The organism is Streptomyces sp. NPDC001902, assembly GCF_042891295.1.
Taxonomy (GTDB): domain Bacteria; phylum Actinomycetota; class Actinomycetes; order Streptomycetales; family Streptomycetaceae; genus Actinacidiphila.
Window position 1 is genome coordinate 99,356 of the sequence record NZ_JBIATA010000017.1, and the last position, 23,190, is coordinate 122,545.

19 protein-coding genes and 1 tRNA gene are annotated in these 23,190 nt (G+C 73.8%); 3 read left to right on the forward strand and 17 right to left on the reverse strand.

Annotated features, from left to right (window positions below):
- Positions 1-7: 7 nt before the first annotated feature.
- The 6 genes from ACFYYN_RS26070 to ACFYYN_RS26095 all read right to left on the reverse strand — a co-directional run bounded on the left by ACFYYN_RS26070 (position 8) and on the right by ACFYYN_RS26095 (position 5,884).
- Positions 8-796: a S16 family serine protease gene (locus ACFYYN_RS26070; RefSeq protein WP_500330061.1), complete on the reverse strand. Its 789-nt coding sequence runs from the start codon at positions 794-796 to the stop codon at positions 8-10.
- A 67-nt stretch (positions 797-863) separates the two neighbouring features.
- Positions 864-1,529: an IclR family transcriptional regulator gene (locus tag ACFYYN_RS26075; protein WP_500330063.1), complete on the reverse strand. Its 666-nt coding sequence runs from the start codon at positions 1,527-1,529 to the stop codon at positions 864-866.
- A 328-nt stretch (positions 1,530-1,857) separates the two neighbouring features.
- On the reverse strand, positions 1,858-3,666 hold the full coding sequence (locus ACFYYN_RS26080) for a DEAD/DEAH box helicase (RefSeq protein ID WP_500330064.1): 1,809 nt from the start codon (positions 3,664-3,666) through the stop codon (positions 1,858-1,860).
- 230 nt (positions 3,667-3,896) lie between these two features.
- Positions 3,897-4,283, reverse strand: coding sequence for a type II toxin-antitoxin system death-on-curing family toxin (locus ACFYYN_RS26085; RefSeq protein WP_500547713.1), 387 nt, complete (start codon positions 4,281-4,283; stop codon positions 3,897-3,899).
- Position 4,284: 1 nt separating this feature from the next.
- Entirely contained in the window at positions 4,285-4,485 is a 201-nt protein-coding gene (locus tag ACFYYN_RS26090; RefSeq protein WP_500330068.1) for a hypothetical protein, read from the reverse strand.
- Between the two features lie 31 nt (positions 4,486-4,516).
- Positions 4,517-5,884, reverse strand: coding sequence for an MFS transporter (locus ACFYYN_RS26095; RefSeq protein WP_500547750.1), 1,368 nt, complete (start codon positions 5,882-5,884; stop codon positions 4,517-4,519).
- A 145-nt stretch (positions 5,885-6,029) separates the two neighbouring features.
- Here ACFYYN_RS26095 and ACFYYN_RS26100 point away from each other — a divergent pair, with 145 nt between their 5' ends.
- Both ACFYYN_RS26100 and ACFYYN_RS26105 read left to right on the forward strand, forming a co-directional pair.
- Positions 6,030-6,890 (forward strand): alpha/beta fold hydrolase, encoded by an 861-nt coding sequence (locus ACFYYN_RS26100; protein WP_500547714.1) that lies wholly within the window; start codon positions 6,030-6,032, stop codon positions 6,888-6,890.
- A gap of 91 nt (positions 6,891-6,981) precedes the next feature.
- Positions 6,982-7,053, forward strand: a tRNA-Cys gene (locus ACFYYN_RS26105).
- Positions 7,054-7,174: 121 nt separating this feature from the next.
- Here ACFYYN_RS26105 and ACFYYN_RS26110 read toward each other — a convergent pair.
- From ACFYYN_RS26110 to ACFYYN_RS26145, 8 genes are all read right to left on the reverse strand, one after another.
- On the reverse strand, positions 7,175-7,756 hold the full coding sequence (locus ACFYYN_RS26110; protein WP_500547715.1) for a dihydrofolate reductase family protein: 582 nt from the start codon (positions 7,754-7,756) through the stop codon (positions 7,175-7,177).
- Positions 7,757-7,965: 209 nt separating this feature from the next.
- Positions 7,966-10,302, reverse strand: a complete 2,337-nt coding sequence (locus ACFYYN_RS26115; RefSeq protein ID WP_500547716.1) for a xanthine dehydrogenase family protein molybdopterin-binding subunit — start codon at positions 10,300-10,302, stop codon at positions 7,966-7,968.
- Between the two features lie 61 nt (positions 10,303-10,363).
- Complete coding sequence (locus ACFYYN_RS26120; RefSeq protein ID WP_500547717.1) at positions 10,364-11,689, reverse strand: (2Fe-2S)-binding protein; 1,326 nt, start codon at positions 11,687-11,689, stop codon at positions 10,364-10,366.
- Positions 11,686-12,579, reverse strand: coding sequence for an FAD binding domain-containing protein (locus tag ACFYYN_RS26125; RefSeq protein ID WP_499512111.1), 894 nt, complete (start codon positions 12,577-12,579; stop codon positions 11,686-11,688). The genes ACFYYN_RS26120 and ACFYYN_RS26125 overlap by 4 nt, the downstream gene beginning before the upstream one ends.
- Positions 12,580-12,840: 261 nt before the next feature.
- The gene (locus ACFYYN_RS26130) at positions 12,841-14,472 is read right to left on the reverse strand and encodes a beta-N-acetylhexosaminidase (protein ID WP_500547718.1); all 1,632 of its coding nucleotides are present in this window, start codon (positions 14,470-14,472) and stop codon (positions 12,841-12,843) included.
- A gap of 83 nt (positions 14,473-14,555) precedes the next feature.
- Complete coding sequence (locus ACFYYN_RS26135; protein WP_500547719.1) at positions 14,556-15,719, reverse strand: hypothetical protein; 1,164 nt, start codon at positions 15,717-15,719, stop codon at positions 14,556-14,558.
- Between the two features lie 67 nt (positions 15,720-15,786).
- Positions 15,787-16,074, reverse strand: a complete 288-nt coding sequence (locus ACFYYN_RS26140; RefSeq protein WP_499512114.1) for a DUF3039 domain-containing protein — start codon at positions 16,072-16,074, stop codon at positions 15,787-15,789.
- Between the two features lie 11 nt (positions 16,075-16,085).
- A complete protein-coding gene (locus ACFYYN_RS26145; protein ID WP_499512115.1) occupies positions 16,086-16,664 on the reverse strand; it encodes a YqgE/AlgH family protein in 579 nt (192 codons plus the stop codon).
- Positions 16,665-16,916: 252 nt separating this feature from the next.
- On the opposite strand from ACFYYN_RS26145, the gene murA reads away from it, so the two are divergent.
- Positions 16,917-18,251, forward strand: coding sequence for a UDP-N-acetylglucosamine 1-carboxyvinyltransferase (gene murA / locus ACFYYN_RS26150; RefSeq protein WP_499512116.1), 1,335 nt, complete (start codon positions 16,917-16,919; stop codon positions 18,249-18,251).
- 88 nt (positions 18,252-18,339) lie between these two features.
- Here the strand turns inward: murA and ACFYYN_RS26155 are convergent, their stop codons facing one another.
- From ACFYYN_RS26155 to ACFYYN_RS26165, 3 genes are all read right to left on the reverse strand, one after another.
- Entirely contained in the window at positions 18,340-18,621 is a 282-nt protein-coding gene (locus ACFYYN_RS26155; protein WP_018564081.1) for an HU family DNA-binding protein, read from the reverse strand.
- A gap of 198 nt (positions 18,622-18,819) precedes the next feature.
- Positions 18,820-20,241: an NAD-dependent malic enzyme gene (locus tag ACFYYN_RS26160; protein WP_500330082.1), complete on the reverse strand. Its 1,422-nt coding sequence runs from the start codon at positions 20,239-20,241 to the stop codon at positions 18,820-18,822.
- Between the two features lie 355 nt (positions 20,242-20,596).
- The gene (locus ACFYYN_RS26165; RefSeq protein WP_500547720.1) at positions 20,597-22,870 is read right to left on the reverse strand and encodes a UvrD-helicase domain-containing protein; all 2,274 of its coding nucleotides are present in this window, start codon (positions 22,868-22,870) and stop codon (positions 20,597-20,599) included.
- Positions 22,871-23,190: the final 320 nt, after the last annotated feature.

The following is a 23,190-nucleotide window of genomic DNA, read 5'->3' on the forward strand; positions in this document are numbered from 1 at the left end:
CCTCGCACTAGCAGCTGGGCACCTTGCCGCCGCTGTCGAGGGCGTCCAGGGCGTCGATCGCGCCGTCCAGGGTGGTGACGGGCACCAGGCGCAGCCCCTTGGGCAGTTCGGCCCTGGCGTCGGCGCACTCGGCCTTCGGGACGAGGAAGACGGTCGCGCCGTCACGCCGGGCGGCCTGCTCCTTGAGCGGGACGCCGCCGACCGGGCCGACCTTGCCGCCGGCGGTGATCGTCCCCGTACCGGCGATCCTGCGGCCGCCGGTGAGGTCGCCGCCGCGGCCGTTGCCCTCGATCTTGTCGATGATGCCCAGGCTGAACATCAGGCCCGCGCTGGGCCCGCCGACGTCCGCAAGATGGAGGGTGACCTTGACGTCCGAGGGGGACAGCCGCAGCTGCCGCAGGGCCGCGGCGGTGGCGTCCTGCTGGGACTCGGTCATCTCCGCCTGGTTGTGCCGCTCGATCTCCTTGACGGTGCCGCCGGTCGGGTAGACCGCGTCGCGCGGCATCACGGCCTGGTCCGTGGCGAACCAGGCCTTGAGGACGTCACCGAAGCGGACGGCCGCGTCCGGGTTCGTCGCCGCGATGGTCGTCATCCGCAGCTGCCCCGAGGTGTCGCGGGTCCCTGTCCCGGAGATCGTGATCACCGGCTTGCCCTGGTCGTCGCCGAGGACGTCGGCCGTCAGGCCCGGCACGACGATCGAGATCGGCAGCGGCGCGAACAGGGCCACCGCCAGCAGCGCGGCCACGAGCGCGGCGCAGACGGCGAGGATCCGGTTCCGGGCGGAGACGAAAGGCATGGGGTGAATGTAGTTCACGGCGGCGGCCCGGCGTGCCGGGGCCCGGGGCGCCGGGGCGCCGGGGCCGCTAGCGCAAGGCGTCGGCGACCTCCAGCGCCGCCTCGACGACCCGGGGACCCACCCGTTCGGGTATCGCGTCGGCGAGCATCACCACGCCCACGCTGCCCTCGATGCCCGGGACGCCCACCAGCGGGGCCGCCGCACCGCTCGCCCCGGCCTCCAGCTCGCCGTGGGTCAGCACGTACCCGGGGCCCTCGGAACACCGTGAATCGGGCTCGTACGGCTGCACGCTGCGCCCGGCGAGGATCGCCCGGCCCGCGGCGCCGCGGTCGAGGGAGTGCCGGAAACCGGTGCGGTAGGCGACGTGGTAGTCGGTCCAGCTCGGCTCGACGACCGCCACGGCCAGCGCCTCGGTGCCGTCGACCAGGGTGAGGTGGGCGGTGGCGCCGATGTCCTCGGCGAGGGAGCGCAGGGCGGGGAGCGCGGCCTCGCGCAGCAGCGGGTGCACCTGGTGCGCCAGCCGCAGCACGCCGAGCCCGACCCGGGCGCGGCCGCCGAGGTCGCGGCGGACCAGGGAGTGCTGCTCCAGCGTGGCCAGGAGGCGGTAGACCACCGTACGGTTGACGCCCAGCTTCACCGCCAGCTCCGTGACGGTCAGTCCGTGGTCGGTGTCGGCCAACAGCTTCAGGACCCGCAGGCCCCGATCGAGCGTCTGAGAGGTCTCCGCGGTCACGACGCCCCCTTCTCGTGTGAGTGGCGGCTCATCTCTCACGGCGGGAGCACTGCCGGTCCCGCGGCAGAGCGCGGAGAGGCCACCGGTCTGGCGGTACCGGCTGGCGCCCCGAGGCTGCTCTGCCACGGCGCGTTGCGTGACCGGAACGGTAGCGATGCGTACCGCTCAGCGGAAGACTTCGTCCACAATCCGGTCACGTGACCGGGGTAGCGGGGGCGCACGACGTAAATCTTCCGCGGAATCACCTCTCGCACCGCAAGATTCACAGCGCCACTGACGTACCATCAGCACCCGGCGCGGGCACCGCGGATGAGCGGACGGCCGCCGCTCAGCGCATTCGCGTCGCCCACTCCTGGACCTTCTTGATGCGTTCGTTGAGCTGCCCCGCCGTCGCCTCCGCGCTCGGCGGTCCGCCGCACACCCGGCGCAGCTCGTTGTGGATGACGCCGTGCGGCTTGCCGCTCTGGTGGTTGTACGCGGCGACCATCGTGTTCAGCCGCTTCCGCAGCTCCAGCAGCTCCTTGTGCGTGACGATCGGCCGCCGCTCGGCGGGCAGTTCCAGCAGGTCCGCCTCGCTGTCCGGCTTCTTCCGGCTGTGCGCGATCTGCCGGGCCTGCCGCTTCTGCAGCAGCAACTCCACCTGGTCCGGCTCGAGGAGGCCCGGAATGCCCAGGTAGTCCTGCTCCTCCTCGCTGCCCGGGTGCGCCTGCATGCCGAACTCGGCGCCGTCGTAGAGCACCCGGTCGAAGACGGCGTCGGACTCCAGCGCCTCGAAGGGCAGCATGTCCTGCTCGCCGGTGTCCTCGTCCTGCTGCTTCTCCGCCTCCGCCAGCTCCTTCTCGGACTCCGCGTACGGGTCCTCCTCGCCCTCCTTCTTCGGCTTGTCGAGGGCGTGGTCGCGCTCCACCTCCATCTCGCCCGCGAAGCCCAGCAGCATGGGGATGGTCGGCAGGAAGACCGAGGCCGTCTCACCGCGGCGGCGGGACCGCACGAAACGGCCCACCGCCTGTGCGAAGAACAGCGGCGTGGAGATGGTCGTCGCGTAGACTCCGACGGCCAGCCGCGGGACGTCCACGCCCTCCGACACCATGCGGACCGCGACCATCCAGCGGTCCTGGCTCGCGCTGAACTCCTCGATCCGCGAGGACGCCCCGGCGTCGTCGGAGAGCACCAGGGTCGCCTTGTGCCCGGTGATCTCCCGGATCAGCTTGGCGTACGCGCGGGCCGAGTCCTGGTCGGTGGCGATCACCAGCGCGCCGGCGTCCGGGATGGACTTGCGGACCTCCGTCAGCCGCTGGTCGGCGGCGCGCAGCACGTTCGGGATCCACTCACCGGTCGGCGCCAGCGCGGTCCGCCAGGCCTGGCCGATCGCGTCCCTGGTCATCGGCTCGCCGAGCCGTGCGGAGATCTCGTCGCCGGCCTTCGTGCGCCAGCGCATGTTGCCGCTGTAGGAGAGGAAGATCACAGGACGCACGACGTGGTCGGCGAGCGCGTTGCCGTAGCCGTAGGTGTAGTCGGCGGAGGACCGGCGGATGCCATCGTTGCCCTCCTCGTACGTCACGAACGGGATCGGGTTCGTGTCCGACCGGAACGGCGTCCCGGTCAGCGCCAGCCGCCTGGCCGCCGGCTCGAACGCCTCCAGGCACGCCTCGCCCCAGGACCGGCTGTCGCCCGCGTGGTGGATCTCGTCGAGGATCACCAGCGTCTTGCGCTGCTCACAGCGGTTGCGGTGCAGCATCGGGCGCACGCCGACGCCCGCGTAGGTCACCGCGACCCCGTGGTACTCCTTGCCGACCGGCCCCGCGCTGTACTCCGGGTCGAGCTTGATGCCTATCCGGGCCGCCGCCTCCGCCCACTGCTTCTTCAGGTGCTCGGTGGGGGCGACGACGGTGATCTGCTGCACGAGGTGGTTGTGGAGCAGGTACGAGGCCAGGGTGAGCGCGAACGTCGTCTTGCCTGCGCCGGGCGTCGCGACGGCCAGGAAGTCACGCGGCTGCGTCGCCACGTAACGGTCCAGGGCACCTTGCTGCCAGGCGCGCAGCTTGCCGGCCGTGCCCCAGGGGGCGCGGCCGGGGAAGGCGGGCGACAGGTGGTGCGAGTGCGAGCTGCTTGCGCTGTGCGGGGCGGTGGTAGTCACGGTCTCCGGTGACGGGTCGGGTACGACAACCGTCACAGCCTACTGGCGCGCGGCGGGGGGTCGTGGTTGCGGCCCGTTGTCGTGTGCGGCGCCGCGGTGGTTGCGGTTGCGGTTTCTCCCCCGCCCTCCCGCCCTCCCCCAGCCTTCGGCCGGGGGAGGGCGGGAGGGCGGGGGATGCCTGCCGCAGGCGCAAACAACCCGCACACAACAACGGGCCGCGAGGGACCGCGTCAAGGGGAGGCGAGCCGCGCCAGGGCGCGCCCGATCGCTTCGGGGGCGGAAAGATCCCCCGCCGCGACCGAGACGACCAGGGCGTACGCCACGTCCTGGTCGGCCGACCGCAGGTCGACCCCGTTCAGGCCCAGGAACACCGCCGCCGCCAGCCACGCCGTCCGCTTGTTCCCGTCGACCAGGGGATGGTTCGCCGCGATCGCGTGCAGCAGCGCACCCGCCCGCTCGTACACGTCCCCGTACGCCTCGACGCCGAACATCCGCGCCCGCGGCCGGTGCACGGCCGACGCGAGCAGCCCGGGCTCGCGCACCGCGGGCGGTTGGCCGCCGCAAGCGAGGCGGGCGAGGCCGGTGACCTCGGCGAGTGTGAGGTGGCGCACGGTCATGTCACTCCCCCAGCCTGCGCAGCAGGTCCGCGTGGGCGGCGGCGTACGCCTCCCCCGCGGCGAGGACGCGCGCGGCCTCGGCCGCCTCGTACGCCCGCACCGCCGTGCGCACGAACTCCGCGACGGGCACGCCGTGCGCGTCGGCGAGGTCGCCCAGGGACTCCCACTCGGCGTCGGTGAAGACGAGGGTCAGCTCTTTCACACCGGGACGGTAACCCCCCGGCGCGCCCGTCTCACCCGGTTTTCGGGCGGAGGCGGGCCGCGACGGCGACGCCCGCGAGGGCGAGGACGGACATGGGGAGGAGGACGGCCGTGAAGGCGCCCGCCGCGCCGCCGAGGGCGGCGAAGACGGTGCCCGCGGCGGCGACCAGGACGACGCTGGAGAGCGCGTCGGAGACCTGGAGGGCGGCGGAGTTGGCGCCGGCCTCGGAGGGGGCCGAGAGCTTGAAGAGGATGACGCTCAGGGACGAGATGACCAGGCCCGCGCCGAGGCCACCCACGGCCCACGCGGCGGCCGCGCTCCAGGCGGGGGCGGCGTCCAGGAGCGGCAGGGCGGCGCCGGCGATCGCCGCGGCCATGAGGAACATGCCGAGGACGACGAGGCGTTCGCGGTGGGGTTCGAGGCGGGGACGGCCCTGGATCCAGGAGCCGATGCCCCAGGTGACGCCGCCGCTGGCCAGGGAGAGCCCGGCGAGGGTCGGGGACATGTGCCGCTGCGTGACGAGCATGAGCGGCACGAAGCTCTCGGCGCCGAGGAACGTGCCGGACGCCACACCGCGCAGCAGCACCACGGACGGCAGTCCGCGGGCCGCGCGGAAGGTGCCGCGGGGCAGCAGCCGCAGCGCGGCGGGGACGACGAGCGCGGCGCCCGCCACGGCGAAGACCAGCGACAGCGGCCTCAGGTCCTGCCCCGCGTACTGGAGCAGCCCGGCGCCGGCGGAGACGGCGAGCGCGAGGCGCAGCCGGCGGCCGTCGGGGGCCGCGCGGTCGTCCGGGGGGCGCTGGAGGGAGGCGCGGCGCAGCGCGGGCAGGCCGGTGAGGAGCGGGAGCACGACGAGCAGGGGGATGGCGAGGAAGACCCAGCGCCAGCCGAACTGCTCGGTGACCGTGCCGGCCACGAGCGGGCCGACGATGGAGGGCAGCACCCAGGACGCGGCGAAGGCCGCCATCACCGCGGGCCGCAGGCGTTCGGGATAGGCGAGGCCGACGACGACGTACAGGGCGACGATGACGAGCCCGCCGCCGATGCCCTGCACGGCCCGGCCCAGCACGAACGGCCACATGGACTGGGCGGTGCCGGAGACGACCAGGCCGGCCGCGAAGGCGCCGATGCCGGTGACGAGCGGCGCCAGCGGCCCGGTGCGGTCGCACCACTGGCCGCTGACGACCATCGCGAAGAGCGAGGTGGTGAAGTAGCCGGAGAAGGCGAAAGCGTACAGCGGCAGCCCGTCCAGCTCGCGGGCGGCGATGGGCATGGCGGTGCCGACGGCGGTGGCCTCGAAGGCGATGAGCAGGACGACGGAGACCATCGCGAGGGTCAGCGCGCGGTAGCGGCTGCCCAGGACGGTGTCGGCTCCGGTGTCCGGCCCCGCGAGGGGCATGCCTGCATGGCCGGATACCGGCTCGGTGTCTGCGGTGGTCACCACGACAGGGTAAGGGGTCAACCGGCTCGTTGCCCCTGGCACCCGGGTCGGCCTTTCGGCCTAGGGCCGGGAGAAGCGGGCCCGGGCCGGGAAGGCGTAGGCCATGCCGCACTACACCTCGTACGACGGAACCGAGCTCGCCTACCAGGACCGGGGCGAGGGGCCCGTACTGCTCGCGCTCGCCGGCGGGCCGGGGCGGGACGCCGCCTACCTGGGCGACCTCGGCGGCCTGGACCGGGGCCGGCGCCTGGTGGTCCCGGACAGCCGGGGCACCGGCGCCAGCCCGCCGGCCGGCGACCCGCTCGCCTACTCCTTCCCTCGGCTCGCCCAGGACCTGGAGGCGCTCCGCGCGCACCTGGGCCTGGAGCGCTTCGCGCTGCTCGCGCACGACGCGGCCGCCGCGACCGCGCAGGTGTACGCCGCCGCCTACCCGGAGCGGCTGACGCACCTCGTGCTGGTCACCCCGGGCTCCCGGCTGCAGGGCGAGCTGCCCGACGACGCCCGCGAGATCTTCGAGGGCCGCGTGCGCGAACCCTGGTGGCCGGAGGCGGTCGCCGCCCTCGCCGAGCTGGAGACCGCCGACGACCTCGACCGGGTCCGTACGCTGCTGCTGCAGGTCGCGCCGATGGCGTACGGCCACTGGGACGAGCCCCAGCGCGTCCACGCCGCCGCCGAGGGCGGCCAGTTGCACCCGGTCCCCCGCGCCGGGTTCTGGCAGGGCGTCGACGAACCGGCCCGGCTCGCCGTCCTGGCCCGGCTGCGCGAGGTGACCTGCCCGGTGCTGGTCCTCACCGGCGACCGTGACGCCATCACCGGGATGCGCGCGGGCGAGGTCGTCGCGGCCTGCTTCCCGCAGGCCCGCCTGCGTCCGCTGCACGCCGTCGGGCACTTCCCGTGGGTGGACGAACCCGGGCTGTTCCGCCCGGTGGTGGAGGAGTTCCTCGCGTCGCCCGGCGGTTCGTGAACGGCGTGTGGCAGTCCTGTTGCAGGCCCCCGGGAAGCGTTGACCCCCTCCTGGGGGCCGCGTCTATGGTCGAGTCACGTCGACGACGCAAGGCCGTGTGCCCGAGTGGTTCAGGGGCTCGACTGCAAATCGAGTTACGTGGGTTCGATTCCCGCCACGGCCTCTACTGGCTGGACCAGGCAAAACGATAGGGCGGCGCCTCGATGGAGGCGCCGCCCCATGGCCGTCCGGAGGGGCTGGGACGGATCGGCGTCGGCTGTCACCGTTCGCAGCGGACTTCGTCGTCAACGGCGCACCCGGTAGCACAGGTGGAGCACCCGGTCGCCCTGAATCGCCACCTCAGGATCCTCCAACAGGTGCTGCGCGTGGACCGACCCGAAGTAGCGCTTGCCGGACCCGAACACGACGGGCACGACGTCCATGCGCACCTCGTCGATCAGGCCCGCGGCAAGCACCTGGCCACCGACGTCGCCGGCGGCGACCTCGACCGTGCGGTCACCCGCGAGCTCCTGCGCCTTGGCCACGGCTGCCTCGACGCCGTTGACGAAGTGGAACGGCGCCTCGGGGTCCCAGCCCTCGGGCTCCGGCCGGTGCGTCACGACGACCACGTGGTCGATCCCGCCCGGCGGCTTCCCGTCCCAGCCGTCCGTCAGGTCGAAGACGTGGCGGCCGACGATCGTGACCCCGATCTGGTCCCAGTACGGCCGGGTGTGGTCGTAGGACGTCTGCGACACCTTCAGCACGCCGCTCTCGTCCAACGGGACGTCACCGCTGGACAACCAGTCGAACAGCGGTCCCGGCTGGTCATTCTCGTCCGCGACGAAGCCGTCCACCGACACCGAGCTGTACATGACCACCTTGCCCACGGGGCCCTCCTCAGCTTTGGGGTGCCCCAAATTAGCGGGTCGTGAGCTGTCGCTCCTGTAGGAAATCAATCGGCCGGCAGAGGCCGCCGTCCGGCGCGTGGCCGGGGCACGCCTGCACATCGAGTGACGTGGGTTCGATTCCCGCCACGGCCTCCCCATGAAGGGCCCGGTCCGCACGGACCGGGCCCTCGATCGTGATTGGCGGGGCGTCAGCCCTGGGGGCGGGCCACCGCGTGCTGGGGGCGGATGGGCAGCCGGCTGACCGGACGTCCGGTGGCCGCGCGGACGGCGGAGGCGACGGCGGCCGGGGAGACGACGACGGGGACCGCGCTGGCGGCCTTGGCGCCGAAGGGGGCGAGCACGTCGCGTTCCTCGACGAGCCGGACCACGCGGATCGCGGGCGCGTCGAGCGCCGTGGGCAGCGAATAGCCGGTCAGGCTGGGCCGCTTGATGACGCCGCGCGGCGCGCGGAGGTCCTCCATGAGGGCCATGCCGACGCCCTGGGTGACCCCGGCCTCGATGCGCGCCAACAGCTGCGCGGGGTTGAGGATCCGGCCGACGTCCTGGGCGACGGCCATCTCCACGACCCGGATCGCGCCGAGTTCGATGTCGACGTCGACCACGGCACGCACGGCGCAGAAGGCGAGGCCCACGAAGGCGTCGCCCTGGCCGGTGTCGTCGAGCCCCTCGGTGGGGTGCGGGCGGCACTGGGCGGTGGCCCACAGCTCCTTGCCTGCCAGCTCCTCCTCGACGGTGGTGGAGAGCACGCCGTCGTACGAGGTGATCTTGCCGTCGGCGATGGAGAGCAGCTCCGGCGACATGCCGAACTTCCCGGCGAGCGGCTGCAGCAGCTGGGTGCGCACCATCTTGGCGGCGCGTTCGACGGCGCCGCCGGAGACCCAGGTGTGACGGCCGCGCGCGGCGGCGCCGGCCGGGGGCTGGTCGGTGTCGGACGGCAGGACGCGGACGTCCTCGACGCCGAGCACCTCCTGCACGATCTGCCGGGCGAGGGTGGCGAAGCCCTGGCCGGTGTCGACGGCGGCGCAGATGACGGTGGCGGCTCCGTCGTGGACGCGCACGGTGGCGGTGGAGACCTCGTCGGTGCCCTCGGCGCCGAGCATGTGGACCATGCCGAGCGCGTAGCCCACGCCGCGGCGCACCGCGCCCGGCTCGCCGGCGCCCTCCAGGCCGCCGGGGAGCAGCCATTCGGACTCGTCGTCGTCCATGGGCAGCGGCGGCAGGTCGGTGTCGCGCACGGCCTTGAGCAGTTCGCCGACGGGCGCCGGGCAGGTGACCGTCTGGCCGGTGGGCAGCAGGTCGCCGGTGGCCATGACGTTGCGCATGCGGATCTCGGCCGGGTCCAGGCCGAGTTTGGCGGCGAGCTTGTCCATCTGGCCCTCGTAGGCCGCGCAGACCTGCATCGCGCCCTCGCCCCGGACGTGGCCCGACGGCGGGTTGTTGGTGCGCACCGCCCAGCCCTCGACGAAGACGTGCGGCACGACGTAGGGGCCGGCGGCGAAGGCGACGGCCGCGGCCAGGGCGTCGGCGGAGGTGTCGGCGTACGCGCCGGCGTCCAGCAGGACCTGGGCCTCGACCTTGACCAGCCGTCCCTCGGCGTCCGCGTGGTGGCGGTAGCGCAGCAGCGTGGGGTGGCGGTGGCTGTGGCTGAGGAAGGACTCCTCGCGGGTGGCCACGAACTTCACCGGGCAGCCGGTCTTCAGCGCCAGCAGCCCGAGCGGGATCTGCACGCCGGAGTCCTCGCGGTCGCCCATCGCCCCGGGCACGCCGGTGACGACGACCTTGACGCGGTCCTGCTCCAGGCCGAAGCAGGCGGCGGCCAGGTCGCGGTCGGTGTGCGGGTCGGTGGAGGCGACGTACAGCTCCACGCCGCCGTCGGGGCGGGGCACGGCGAGTCCGGCCTCGGCGCCGACCGGGGCCGGGTCCTGGCGGCCGACCCGGTACAAGCCCTCGACGACGACCTCGCCGACCGCGTCCGGGTCGCCGAACTGCAGCGGGATGTGCCGGATCAGATTGCCGTCGGGGTGCAGGGGGGGCGCCGAGAAGGCCCGCTCGGGGTCGATGACGGGCTCCAGGACCTCGTACTCGACCTGGATGGCCGCGGCGGCCAGCCGGGCGGTGTCGGGGTGGTCGGCGGCCACGGCGGCGATGGCCTCGCCGTGGTGCCGGACGGTGTCCTTGGCGAAGACCGGACGGTCGGCGACCCGCCGGCCGTGCATCGCGTCGCCGGGCACGTCCTCGTGGGTCACCACGGCCCGCACTCCGGGCAGGGCGACGGCCTCGGAGGTGTCGATGGACAGGATGCGGGCGTGCGGGTGCGGGGAGCGCAGCACGGCCGCCCACAGCAGGCCCTCGGCCCACAGGTCGGCGGCGTAGGGGTACGTCCCCTGGGCCTTGGCCATCCCGTCGGTGGCGGGGAGGGACGCGCCGATGCCCTGCGGTGTGGACTGCTGCTCGGCGGCGCCGGTCGCGACCGTCGCGGGGGTGCCCACGGCCGGGGTGGCCGTCGCGGCGTCGGGGCCCGTCATCGCGCGTACCTTTCGCTGCCGCGAGGGGGGAGGTGGTGCCGGGTCAGGAGGTGCGGGGTGCTCACGCCGGGCCTCCGGAGGAGGGGCGCGGGTGCGGGACGCGGATGCCGTCGGCCGGGTCGCCGACGGTGTCGTCCGCGGCGCCCTCCGCGGTCTCCTCGCGCTCGGCCACGACCTGGCGCACGGCCTCCAGGACGCCCTGATACCCGGAGCAGCGGCAGAGGTTGCCGCTGATGGCCTGCCGGGTCTCCAGCTCGGTCGGGCTGTGGTTGCCCTCGAGCAGGTCGTGCACGGTCATCGCCATGCCGGGGATGCAGAAACCGCACTGCACGGCCCCGCACTCGGCCAGCGCGCGCTGGACGTCCGAGGGCCCGCCGTCGGCGGACAGCCCCTCGACGGTGCGGATGTCGCTGCCCGCGGCGGTCGCGGCGGGCACGAGGCAGGAGGCGACGAGACGGCCGTCGACCTTGACCGAGCACGCGCCGCACTCGCCCTGCTCGCAGCCGTCCTTGGCACCGGCGAGGCCGAGGCGCTCGCGCAGCACGTACAGCAGGGACTCGCCGAGCCAGGCGTCGGTGACCGGCCGGTCGGTGCCGTTGACGTTGAGGACGTAGGAGTCCACCGGGTGCTCGCTGTGCGCGTCGGCGCCGGGCCCGTCGCCGTGCTCCTCGGCCGCCTCCTCCGCCGCCGGGGGCTCTTCGGCGGCGAGGTCCGCGCCGTGGTCCGACGCGGGCTCCCGCGGGTGCGCGGTGTCGCCGGGGGCTGGCTCGGACCGGAACTCCTCGGCCGCGCCGTCCAGTGCGGGGGCGGACACGGGCGGGAAGCCGTACTCACCGGACTCCCCGGAGGCGCCGTCCGGGGTGAGGGGCAGCGTCCACTGGCCGGTGGCGTCCGCGGGGAGCGCCCAGCCGCCGTCCGCTGCGACGCCGGGGCGCGCCGGCGGGGGCGCGTGCGGGGCGGCGGGGGCGGTCCAGGGCCGCGACGGGTCGGGGGTGGGCACGAAGGCGCCCACCGAGTACTCGCCGGAGTCGTCGGCGGTGGCGTCCTCGCGCACGACGGGGATCGCCCACGTGGTGGCCGCGTCCTCACCGGCGGCCGGGCCGCCGGGCGCCTCCGCGGGGGCGACCGTTATCGGCACGCCGGTCGGCTCGGGCGCGTAGCCGTGGCCCGGGGCGGCGAGCGGGTCGGCTCCGGGCTCGGTCATGGACAGCTGCGCCGCGAAGGACACCTGCATGGTCTGGTCGGCGTCGTACTCGCCGTGGGGCAGGGGCTCCCACACCCCGTGCCCAGGGGTGAATCCCCCGCCGTGCGGCAGGGGTGACCCCGCCTGCGGCTGGTCGGTCATGCGCCCGTCCGGTGTCCTGTCGTCGTACACGTCGTCACTCATGCCAGTGCCCTCCCCAGCGCGCGGCGGGCCAGTGCGGCCACCGTACGCCGCAGCTGGACGGCCGCGGGGGGCAGTTCGGGGGCCGTGGTGCCGTCCGGGGCCGGCAGGGGGTCGGGGATGCAGGCGGCGGCGACGTACTCGCCGAAGGCCGTGAGGGCCTCCGGTGCCAGCGTCCGCTCGCCGTCCCAGTCGATCAGCCCGGCGACCCAGCGTTCGGCCTCGAGCGGCCGCAGCGGCACCGGTGCGACAGCTCCCACCGCGCAGCGTACGCCCCGGCGCGCGGGGTCGAGGACGACGGCGACCGACGCGATCGCGCGGCCGGGCCCGGTGCGGCCGGTGGCCTTGAGGAACGTCTGCGGCGCGTGCAGCAGCGGGACCCGGACGTACGCCAGGACCTCGCCCGGCCGCAGCGGGTCCATGGCGGTGAGCAGGTGGCTGACCGGCAACTCGCGGTTGCCGTCCGGGCCGGCGACGAGGACGGACGCCTCCAGGGCGGCCAGCACGGGCAGCGAGTCGCCGGTGGGGGCGGCGCCGGCGATGTTGCCGCCGAGCGTGCCCGCGTTGCGGATCTGCGGGGGCCCGGCGGCGCGGGCGGCGGCGGCCAGCGCGGGGATGAGCGCGGCGAAGTCCGGGCGGCCCATGCGGGCGTGGGTGAGGCCGGCGCCGAGCAGCGCCGCGCCGTCCGCGTACTGCCAGCCGCGGATCTCGCTGATCCGCCCGAGCCCGACCAGTCCCGCGGGGCGCAGCAGCCCGGAGTTCACGGCCGCCATGAGGTCGGTGCCTCCGGCGACGGGCACGGCTGTGGGCGTGGCGGCCAAGGCCGCCACGGCCTCGTCGAGCGAGGTCGGCAACGCCACATTGCGCGCTGCCTGCCGTGCGTACGTGCTCACGCAGCTGCCCCTTCCCCGGCTGTCCGCGGTGCGGTAGCCGTACGGTACGTGCTGACAGCCCGGACGTGGCAACTCTGGCACATCTTCCGGGGTGATCAACGCGAGGGTCGCAAAGGAGAACCCGCCTTCCGGATGGCACCCCGTCCGGTTTGCGTCTTTCTCCAGGTTGCGACGGGAATGGCCTCCTTCATGCGCCTTGCCGTGATTGGCCAGACCACCTTGCCATTTCCCGCGCCGACCGGCCCCGGGTTGTGGCAGGCCTCACACGATCGGGGGCGGCCCCTCGATCGGGCGTCCGATGACGCCCGGACGCCGCTGCCACGGCAGCGGACCGCCCGGCGGACGGTATTCGACCCCCAGTGCGTCAAGTCGCCCGTAGTGGGTGGCCATTCGCGCGGCGAAGCCCTCGTGGTCGCGGGCGGCGGGCCGGGGCAGCCGGCTCCAGACCGTCTCGGCGAAGGCCGCGAGCCGCGGGAAGGCCATGTAGTCCACCGCGCGGACCGAATCCATCGTCTCCGTCCAGATGTTGGCCTGCGCGCCGATGACGTGGGCGGCCTCCTCGACGGTGAGGCCGTCCGGGACGGGCTCAAAGCGGTAGACGTCCTCCAGGGTGCGGACGTGCGCGATCGGCACCGGCTCGTCCTCGCCGTCCGACTGCCGCCAGTCCAGGTAGACCTGGCTCTCCGGGCACATCACGACGTCGTGCCCGGCCCGGGCCGCCGCGATCCCGCCCGCGTAGCCGCGCCAGGAGGAGACGGCGGCGCCCTCGGCCAGTCCGCCCTCCAGGATCTCGTCCCAGCCGATCAGCCGGCGGCCGCGCGCGCTCAGCCAGGTGTCGAAGTGCCGGACGAACCAGCTCTGCAACTCGTCCTCGTCGCGCAGGCCCAGCTCCTTGATGCGGGCCTGGACGGTGGCGGAGGCGCGCCACTGGTCCTTGGGGCACTCGTCGCCGCCGATGTGGACGAACTCCGAGGGGAAGACCTCCAGGAGCTCGTCCAGCACGTCCTCGTAGAAGCGCACGGTGGCCTCGATGGGCGCCAGCACGTTCGGGTTGATGCCCCAACTGGTCAGCACCGACAGGGCGCCGGTGTCCACGACGTCGGTGTTGCCGAGTTCGGGGTAGGCGGCGATGGCGGCCTGCGAGTGGCCGGGGACGTCGATCTCCGGCACGACCGTCACGTGCCGCCCGGCCGCGTACGCCACGATCTCGCGGAGGTCGTCCTGCGTGTAGTAACCGCCGTGCGGGCGTTCGTCCCACAACGGGGACTCCCGCAGCCCCACCTTGGTCCGGCTGCGCCAGGCACCGACCTCGGTCAGGCGCGGGTGGCGGCGGATCTCCACCCGCCAGCCCTGGTCGTCGGTCAGGTGCAGGTGGAGCACGTTCAGCTTGTGCGCGGCCAGCAGGTCGACGTAGCGCAGGACGACGTCCTTGGGCATGAAGTGCCGTGCCACGTCCAGCAGTACGCCGCGCCACGCGAACCGCGGGGCGTCCTCGACCGTGCAGTGCGGCAGGCGCCAGTCGCGCCCCGGCAGCGGCGCACGGCGGAAGGCGTCGGCCCCGAGCAACTGCCGTACGGTCTGGGCGCCCCAGAACACCCCCGCCGCTCCCCCGCCGGCGATGCGGACGCCGTCCGCGGCGGACACCGTCAGGCGGTGGCCCTCCGCGCCGAGGCACCCGGTCACGTCGGGGTCGAGGCGGAGCGTGATCGTGCCGGGCGTGCCCGCGGGCGGCGGCGGCAGCGGGAGCCCGGTGGCGGCGCCCACCGTGGCGCGCAGCCAGTGCGCGGTCCCTTCCGTACCGGGGCCGGCGTCCAGGGTGGTGCCGGGGCCCAGGTCGACGTGACCGCCGTCGGCGTGCCGGTGCGCCTCGACGGGCGCCGGGATGAGGTCCATGGCGCCCATCCTGCCGCGCCCGCGGCAACTGGAATAGACCAATCGCCGATTTCCGGCCCGCCCCGGCCGGACGCGGTGAGCCGTCAGCCGCGGGCCCGGCGGTCCCGGTTCAGCGCGAGGACGGGGATCAGCACGCCGACGACGCACCACAGGAGGTGGCTCACGGTCACCGCTGACCACAGCGCCGTGGAGCTCGCCTGCGCCACGGAGAGGGCCACGACGGTGCCGATGAGGGCGACGACGGCGGTCAACTGGAGGACGACGTGCCGGCTGGGCAGCAGGTCGCGCTGCAGGAAGGTGTCGCCGTACCACCAGCGCACCGCGCGGGCGGCGCCCAGCAGCACCACCACGGCGCCCGCCGCGACGCCCAGGACGGCCGGAAGCGGCCACGGGGTGCCGTCGGCGGCGCCGGCCGCCGCCAGGCCGGTGGCGGCGATCGGCAGCACGGCCAGGTGGGCCGCCACGGTCAGGGCCACGGCCCGGGCGCGGGCCGGGTCCCCGTTCAACTCGGCGCGGGCCAAAGCACGTACGGTCTGCAGCCGCCCCAGGCCGGTGCTGCCGGAACGACGGGCCTGCAGCAGCCACAGCGCGCCCGCCAGGGCCGCCAGCACGCCCACCCCACCGGCCAGCACCTCCGGTTCGGCGAACAGCACCAGCGCGGCCACCAGCAGCACGGGCACGAGCCGCGGCCACCGGCGCCGCCCGGCCACGTCCGCGGGCGCGGCACCGAGCTCCAGGGCGCGGGCCACGACGGTGCGGCGTTCGGCCTGGGCGGCGGGGCGGACGGAGAGGTCCAGCGCCCGTGCGAGCGCGACCTGGGCCTCGGCCTCGCGGGGCGCGATCAGGACGGCCCGCCGGGCGGCGGCGAGCGCCTCGGGGCCACGGGAGAGCATCCGGCAGGAGTCGGCGACCAGCACCTGGGCGCGCCATTCGCGGGGGTCGGCGGCGACGACCCGCCTCCCGAGCCCGAGGGCGCCGTGCGCGTCGCCGAGCATCAGCAGGACGAGCCCGGCCAGCAGCGGCGGGTCGGGGTCGCCGCGCTCCGCGTGCGCCAGCGCCCAGTCGACGGCCTCCCGGGCCCGGTCGGCCCGTCGCTCGTACGCGAAGACCCTGGCCCGTACGAGGTAGCCGAAGCTGCCGTTGCGGGCGACGAAGGCGTCGTCGACGAGCGAGTGCGCCATCTCGAAGCGCCCCCGCTCGCACAGCCCGAAGACCCGGTCCGCCGTGACGGCGTCGTCCTGCGCCATGTCCCCCCGAACGCGCGAGGTACGGCCGCCGTGCCGCGGCCGTGCCCGCCGGGTGCCGTGGCGGCCGCTACTTGCCGCTCTTGTCCTTGTCCTTGTCCCCGCCACCGGTGGGCATGGATTCGAAGATCTCCTTGCACATCGGGCAGACCGGGTACTTCTTGGGGTCCCGGCCGGGCACCCAGACCTTGCCGCAGAGCGCGACCACCGGCGATCCGGAGAGCGCGCTCTCCATGATCTTGTCCTTCTGAACGTAGTGCGCGAAGCGCTCGTGGTCGCCATCGCCGTTCGACACCTGCGGGGTCGGTTCGACGAGGGTGCCGGTGCCCGCCCCGCGCTCGGGCTCGAGAGTGCTCATGGCACGCAAGCCTAATTCAGAGACGGATCGTCCGGATACGTCGCGACCATCGCGAGTTCGCTGCGCTGCCTGCGCAGCACGGAGCGCCACAGCTGCTCGGGGTCCGGGGAGAAGACGTCCCCCGGTTCGGACTCCACCACGTACCAGGCGCCCTCGACGAGCTCGTCCTCCAGCTGTCCGGGCCCCCATCCGGCGTACCCGGCGAAGATGCGCAGGGAGCCCAGCTCGGCCGCGAGGAGCTCCGGCGGCGCCTCCAGGTCGACCAGGCCGATCGCGCCGTACACCCGGCGCCAGCCGAGCGGCTCCCCGTCCTCGCCGTCCCGCGGCTCCCCGGGCACCACGGCCAGGCCCAGCGCGGAGTCCAGCGAGACCGGCCCTCCCTGGAAGACGACCGGGGGCGCGCCCGCCAGACCGGCCCAGGTCTCCAGGACGTCGCCGACCCCGACGGGCGTGGGGCGGTTGAGGACGACGCCGAGGGACCCCTCCTCGTCGTGGTCGAGGAGGAGCACCACCGCCCGGTCGAAGTTCGGGTCCGCGAGCGCGGGCGTCGCGACGAGCAGTCTGCCGGTGAGCGATGACACTTCGGTCATGGTCAACATGATCCCGCATTCCGCCGCCGCGCGGGGTGGCAACGGCCCCCTTTCCGGACCGGGCCCGGCGCACCGGGCGCGCCGCCGGCGACCCTCCGGAGGCGCGCGACCGCACAGGGTGCTGTAGCGAAGCCATTACATGAGTGGGACCTCACAGGCCTCTCCCCGGCGCCGGAAGGCCGATTACCATTTCCCCTTGGTGCCTGCGGGGACCTAGCTTCCTTTCTGCCCGTCTCCAGGAACGCGAGAGCAATGACCGGCCTTAACGACGTACTGCTCGTCCACGGCGGCACCCCCCTCGAGGGGGAGATCCATGTCCGCGGCGCGAAGAACCTCGTGCCCAAGGCGATGGTGGCCGCGCTGCTGGGCAGCGAACCCAGCCGGCTGCGCAACGTGCCCGACATCCGCGACGTGCGCGTGGTGCGGGGTCTGCTCCAGCTGCACGGGGTGACGGTGCAGGCCGGCGAGGAGCCCGGGGAACTGGTGCTCGACCCGTCCAAGGTGGAGAGCGCGAACGTCGCCGACATCGACGCGCACGCGGGCTCCTCGCGGATCCCGATCCTGTTCTGCGGCCCCCTGCTGCACCGCCTCGGCCACGCCTTCATCCCGGGCCTGGGCGGCTGCGACATCGGCGGCCGGCCGATCGACTTCCACTTCGACGTGCTGCGCAAGTTCGGCGCGGTCATCGAGAAGCGCCCCGAGGGCCAGTACCTGGAGGCCCCGCAGCGGCTGCGCGGCTGCAAGATCGAGCTCCCGTACCCGTCGGTCGGCGCGACCGAGCAGGTGCTGCTGACGGCCGTCCTGGCCGAGGGCGTCACCGAGCTGAGCAACGCCGCGATCGAGCCGGAGATCGAGGACCTCATCTGCGTCCTGCAGAAGATGGGCGCCATCATCACGATGGGCACCAACCGCACCATCCACATCACCGGCGTGGACAAGCTCGGCGGCTACAACCACCGCGCCCTCCCGGACCGCCTGGAGGCCGCCTCCTGGGCCTGCGCGGCCCTGGCCACCGAGGGCAACGTCTACGTCCGCGGCGCCAGCCAGCGCGAGATGATGACCTTCCTCAACGTCTTCCGCAAGGTGGGCGGGGCCTTCGAGGTCGACGACCACGGCATCCGCTTCTGGCACCCCGGCGGCCCGCTGAACGCCATCGCCCTGGAGACCGACGTCCACCCCGGATTCCAGACCGACTGGCAGCAGCCCCTGGTCGTGGCCCTCACGCAGGCCTCGGGCCTGTCCATCGTCCACGAGACGGTGTACGAGTCCCGGCTGGGCTTCACCTCGGCGCTCAACCAGATGGGTGCCCACATCCAGCTCTACCGCGAGTGCCTGGGCGGCACCCCCTGCCGCTTCGGCCAGCGCAACTTCCTGCACTCCGCGGTCGTCAGCGGCCCCACCCGGCTGCAGGGCGCCGACCTGGTCATCCCCGACCTGCGAGGCGGCTTCTCGTACCTCATCGCGGCCCTGGCGGCGCAGGGCACCTCCCGGGTGCACGGCATCGACCTGATCAACCGCGGCTACGAGAACTTCATGGGCAAGCTGGAGAAGCTCGGCGCGAAGGTCGAGCTGCCCGCCGCGGACTGACCCGGCGCCCGGCCCACCGTCCGGAACACACGAAGGGCGGCCTCCCCGCGGGGAGGCCGCCCTTTCGGTTGTCGCGGTAGGCGCGGAACTACTTGCCCTTGGCGGCTTCCTTGAGCTTCGAGCCCGCGGAGACCTTCACGCTGTAGCCGGCCGGGATCTGGATCGGGTCACCGGTCTGCGGGTTGCGCGCGGTGCGCGCGGCGCGGTGGCTGCGCTCGAAGGTGAGGAAGCCGGGGATGGTGACCTTCTCGTCGCCCTTGGCGACGATCTCGCCGACGACCTCGGCGAACGCGGCCAGAACGGCGTCGGCGTCCTTGCGGGTCACCTCGGCGCGCTCGGACAGCGCGGCCACCAGCTCACTGCGGTTCATCTAAGTACTCCTTGCATGGAAACCCCCAACGTCGACCGTCGGGGAAGACGCATTGTGAAGACGCTCATCGCGCTTCTGCGGTGCGGCCCTCACCGCCCAGGTACGCATCCTGCCCCTATTTCTGGGGGAAACGCCAATCCGGCACCCGGGAGAGTCACACAAAAAGCGGGACGTGTGCGGCTCGATGACGCTCCGTCGTTACGGCGTCGCGGTGAGGCCCTGCGACTTGGCGGCCTCACGGACGGCGCCGGCGACGGCGCCCGCGACCTTGTCGTTGAAGACGCTCGGGATGATGTAGTTCGGGTTGAGCTCGTCCTCGGTGACGACGTCCGCGAGGGCGGTCGCCGCCGCGAGCATCATCTCGGTGTTCACCGTGCGGCTCTGGGCGTCCAGCAGGCCGCGGAAGACGCCCGGGAAGACCAGCACGTTGTTGATCTGGTTCGGGAAGTCGCTGCGGCCCGTGGCGACCACCGAGGCGGTCTCCCGGGCGACCGCCGGGTCCACCTCGGGGTCGGGGTTGGCCAGGGCGAAGACGATGGCGCCGTCGGCCATGGCCGCGACGTCCTCGCCGTCCAGGACGTTGGGAGCGGAGACGCCGATGAAGACGTCCGCGCCACGCACGGCCTCCTTCAGGGTCCCGGTGATCTCCTCCGGGTTGGTGTTGTCGGCGATCCAGCGCAGCGCCGTCCCGGGGCCGGCGGCGACCAGGTCCTCCCGGCCGCTGTGCACGACGCCGTGGATGTCCGCCACGACGGCGTGCTTGACGCCCGCCGCGAGCAGCAGCTTGAGGATGGCCGTGCCGGCGGCGCCCGCACCCGACATGACGACGCGTACGTCGCCGACCTGCTTGCCGACCACGCGCAGCGCGTTGGTCAGCGCCGCGAGCACCACGATGGCGGTGCCGTGCTGGTCGTCGTGGAAGACCGGGATGTCCAGGGCCTCGCGCAGCCGGGCCTCGATCTCGAAGCAGCGGGGCGCCGAGATGTCCTCCAGGTTGATGCCGGCGAAGCCGGGGGCGATCGCCTTGACGATCTCCACGATCGCGTCGGTGTCCTGGGTGTCCAGGCAGATCGGCCAGGCGTCGATGCCCGCGAAGCGCTTGAACAGGGCCGCCTTGCCCTCCATGACCGGCAGCGCGGCCTTGGGCCCGATGTTGCCCAGGCCCAGCACGGCCGAGCCGTCGGTGACCACCGCGACGCTGTTGCGCTTGATGGTCAGCCGGCGGGCGTCCTCGGGGTTCTTGGCGATCGCCATGCAGACCCGGGCCACACCCGGGGTGTAGACCATGGAGAGGTCGTCACGGTTGCGGATGGGGTGCTTCGACGCCATCTCGATCTTGCCGCCGAGGTGCATCAGGAACGTGCGGTCGGAGACCTTGCCGATCGCGACGCCCTCGATCTGCGCCAGCTTGGCGACGATCTCGTCCGCGTGGGCCGTCGAGGTGGCCGCGATGGTCACGTCGATCCGCAGCTTCTCGTGGCCGGAAGCGGTCACGTCGAGGCCGTGGACGGCTCCACCGGAGGCTTCCACGGCCGTGGTGAGCTGGCTGACCGCGGATCCGCTCGCGGGTACCTCCAGCCGCACCGTGATTGAGTACGAGACGCTCGGCGCCGTTGCCATGGCCGCTGTTCCTCCGCTGTCGCTGGTTGTGCGCCCTCGATGCTGCCACCTACTGGTGGGTACGCGTAAACCCGGGGGCCCTACAACAGAATGTCGAGTAGCGAGGGGGGTCAACGGAAGCTTGTGTGCTTAATGTTCCCCCACCCGCCACCGGAACGGCGCACACGGACGGAATGACAATCTCGGATCGTTTGTTAGCCTGGGTGAGGCACCGGCTCGATCCAAGCCCCCGGGCCCAACCATAGGCGCTTCGAGCGCCCACTTGCCGCGAGGCGAGCATGGCGGGTCGGTGTCACAGACGTCCGGCGGGGCGGCCCCTCCCAGAGGGGCCGCCCCGCCGTCGTCATGCGGACGGTCAGTCCCGCAGCAGGTCCGGGACGCCGGCGTCGTCCGGCAGGTCGCGGGCGCCGGAGAGCACCGTCAGCCGCTGCGTGGCCCGGGTCAGCGCCACGTACAGCACCCGCAGCCCGGCCGGGGACTCGTCCGCGATCTCCGCGGGCGAGACGACCAGCGTCGCGTCGTACTCCAGCCCCTTGGCCTCCAGGCTGCCCAGCGCCACGACGCGCTCGCCCAGCCCCGCCAGCCAGCCCCGGGCCTCCTCACGGCGGCCCATGGCCACGACCACGCCCACCGTGCCCTCGACCTCGCCCAGCAGCCGCTCCGCCTCCGCGCGCACCGCCTCGCCGGGGCCGCCGTCGGCGGTCACCGCGAACCGGGGCACCAGCCCCGTCGAACGCACCGCGCGCGGCGACTCGCTGCCCGGCATGGCCAGCGCCAGCACCTTCGCCGCCAGGTCCGCGATCTCGGCCGGGTTGCGGTAGTTCACGGTGAGGGTGAAGCGGCGGCGCGGACGCGTCCCCAGGGCCTCGTCACGGGCCAGGGCCGCCTCGTCCGGGTCGGTCCACGAACTCTGCGCGGGGTCGCCGACCACCGTCCAGGTCGCGGCGCGGCCCCGGCGGCCCACCATCCGCCACTGCATCGGGGTGAGGTCCTGCGCCTCGTCGACGATCACGTGCGCGTACTCCGTGCGCTCCGCGTCCAGCCGGTCCTGCCGGCTGCGCCGCCCGGCCGCCATCCGGTCGGCGAAGGTGGTGACCTCCTCCAGACCGGTCAGCTGGTCCAGCGGGTCCGCCTCCCGGGTGCGCACCTTCGGCGGCGGGCCCAGCAGCGCCTCCAGCTCGTCCAGCATCGCGACGTCGTGCACGGACAGCGCCCCGTTGCCCGCGGGGTCCAGCCGCCGCAGCGAGCGCGCCACCCGGCGCACCTCGGGCGGCGTCAGGACCCGCCGCGCCCAGCGCCCCAGCCGCTTCTCGTCGGAGAGCGCCGCCAGCACCCCGCGCGGGGTCAGCACCGGCCACCACGCGGCCAGGAAGTCCACGAACTCCTGCTCGGTGGAGACGTCCTCGTCGAAGCCCTGCCGCTCCTCGGCGGCCAGCTCCGGGTCCTCGAAACGGCGCCCGGCCTTGCGCCACAGCGCGTCCAGCAGCAGACGGCGGGCCCGGGGCCGCAGCAGGTTCACCGGCGCCGTGCCGCTCAGCACGGCGTGCCGGATACCGGACAGCTCCTCGGCGTCCAGCTCCAGCCGCCGCCCGAACGCCACCACCCGCAGCCGGTCCGGGCAGCGACCCTGCCCGGACCCGTGCTCCAGCACGCCCCGGGCCGCCTTGCGCAGCACCCTCAGCATCCGCAGCGAGCCCTTGATCCGGGCGACCGCCGGATCGTCGTACGTGGTCGCCTCGGCACCGTCCACGAGCGAGCCCACGGCGCGGATCGCGACCTGGCCCTCCTCGCCCAGCGAGGGCAGTACGCCCTCGGTGTACGCCACCAGCAGCGGCGTCGGGCTGACCACCAGGATCCCGCCCGCGTACCGGCGCCGGTCCTGGTACAGCAGGTACGCCGCCCGGTGCAGGGCCACGGCCGTCTTCCCCGTGCCGGGCCCGCCGGTCACCTCCGTGACGGAGGCTGCGGGGGCCCTGATCACCACGTCCTGCTCGGCCTGGATGCTGGAGACGATGTCCCGCATCGTGTGGCTGCGCGCCTGGCCCAGCGCGGCCATCAGCGCGCCGTCCCCCACCACCGGCAGCCCCGTCCTCAGCTCCGGGCGCAGCAGGTCGTCCTCGACGCCCAGCACCTTGCGGCCCTTGGAGCGGATGACGCGCCGCCGCACGACCCGGCCGGGCGCGACCGGCGTCGCCCGGTAGAACGGCGCCGCCGCGGGCGCCCGCCAGTCGATCACCAGCGGCGCGTAGTCCGCGTCCAGCACGCCCAGCCGGCCGATGTGCAGGGTCTCGGCGACCTCCGCCGTCCCGTCGGGGCGGATCGCCTCATCGGCGGGCTCCACGGAGGTGTACGCACCGTCCGGGCCCTTCTTGCCGTCCTTGCCCAGCAGCAAGTCGATCCGGCCGAAGAGGAAGTCCTCGAACTCCGCGTTCAGCCGGTTCAGGTGCAGCCCCGCCCGGAACACCTGGGCGTCGCGCTCCGCCAGCGCGCCCGGCGTGCCGACCTGGCCGCGCTTGACGGCGTCGTCCATGAGGAACTCCGCCTCGTGGATCTTCTCCTCGAGCCGGTCGTACACCCGGTCCAGATGCGTCTGCTCGACTGCGATCTCCGTGTCCCGGACCGCTGCCACGCAGGACCCCCTTCTTCCACTTCCGTACGTCACGCGCCGCGTGCGCCGCCCCGGCGTACGGGGCAGCCTGTCACCGTACGCCAACCAGGCGTTTCCCGCCCACTCGGCAAGTGCCCCCCGAAGCGTCCGGGGTACCCCGTGTCGCCCCGTGCGGGTGCGTTGTGGTTGCCGTTGGGGTTTCTCCCCCGCCCTCCCTCCCGATTGCCCGGCACGGTTGGTGCGGGCCTGCGCTCTGTTGGGTTGGGGTCGGTGCCGCGCCGGCGCACGTCCTCAGCGCTCGCGGTTTACGTCCACATCGTTCGGCGCCCGGGTCCGCCGCT

Excerpts from the sequence above, each read along its gene's own strand:
- ACFYYN_RS26155 (WP_018564081.1), bottom strand. The coding sequence starts at position 18,621 with ATGAACCGCAGTGAGCTGGTGGCCGCGCTGTCCGAGCGCGCCGAGGTG.
- ACFYYN_RS26095 (WP_500547750.1), bottom strand. The coding sequence starts at position 5,884 with ATGCCCCTCGCGGGGCCGGACACCGGAGCCGACACCGTCCTGGGCAGC.
- ACFYYN_RS26130 (WP_500547718.1), bottom strand. The coding sequence starts at position 14,472 with ATGGACCTCATCCCGGCGCCCGTCGAGGCGCACCGGCACGCCGACGGC.
- ACFYYN_RS26120 (WP_500547717.1), bottom strand. The coding sequence starts at position 11,689 with ATGAGTGACGACGTGTACGACGACAGGACACCGGACGGGCGCATGACC.
- ACFYYN_RS26085 (WP_500547713.1), bottom strand. The coding sequence starts at position 4,283 with ATGACCGTGCGCCACCTCACACTCGCCGAGGTCACCGGCCTCGCCCGC.
- murA (WP_499512116.1), top strand. The coding sequence starts at position 16,917 with ATGACCGGCCTTAACGACGTACTGCTCGTCCACGGCGGCACCCCCCTC.
- ACFYYN_RS26115 (WP_500547716.1), bottom strand. The coding sequence starts at position 10,302 with ATGACGGGCCCCGACGCCGCGACGGCCACCCCGGCCGTGGGCACCCCC.
- ACFYYN_RS26160 (WP_500330082.1), bottom strand. The coding sequence starts at position 20,241 with ATGGCAACGGCGCCGAGCGTCTCGTACTCAATCACGGTGCGGCTGGAG.
- ACFYYN_RS26135 (WP_500547719.1), bottom strand. The coding sequence starts at position 15,719 with ATGGCGCAGGACGACGCCGTCACGGCGGACCGGGTCTTCGGGCTGTGC.
- ACFYYN_RS26140 (WP_499512114.1), bottom strand. The coding sequence starts at position 16,074 with ATGAGCACTCTCGAGCCCGAGCGCGGGGCGGGCACCGGCACCCTCGTC.
- ACFYYN_RS26070 (WP_500330061.1), bottom strand. The coding sequence starts at position 796 with ATGCCTTTCGTCTCCGCCCGGAACCGGATCCTCGCCGTCTGCGCCGCG.
- ACFYYN_RS26100 (WP_500547714.1), top strand. The coding sequence starts at position 6,030 with ATGCCGCACTACACCTCGTACGACGGAACCGAGCTCGCCTACCAGGAC.
- ACFYYN_RS26145 (WP_499512115.1), bottom strand. The coding sequence starts at position 16,664 with ATGACCGAAGTGTCATCGCTCACCGGCAGACTGCTCGTCGCGACGCCC.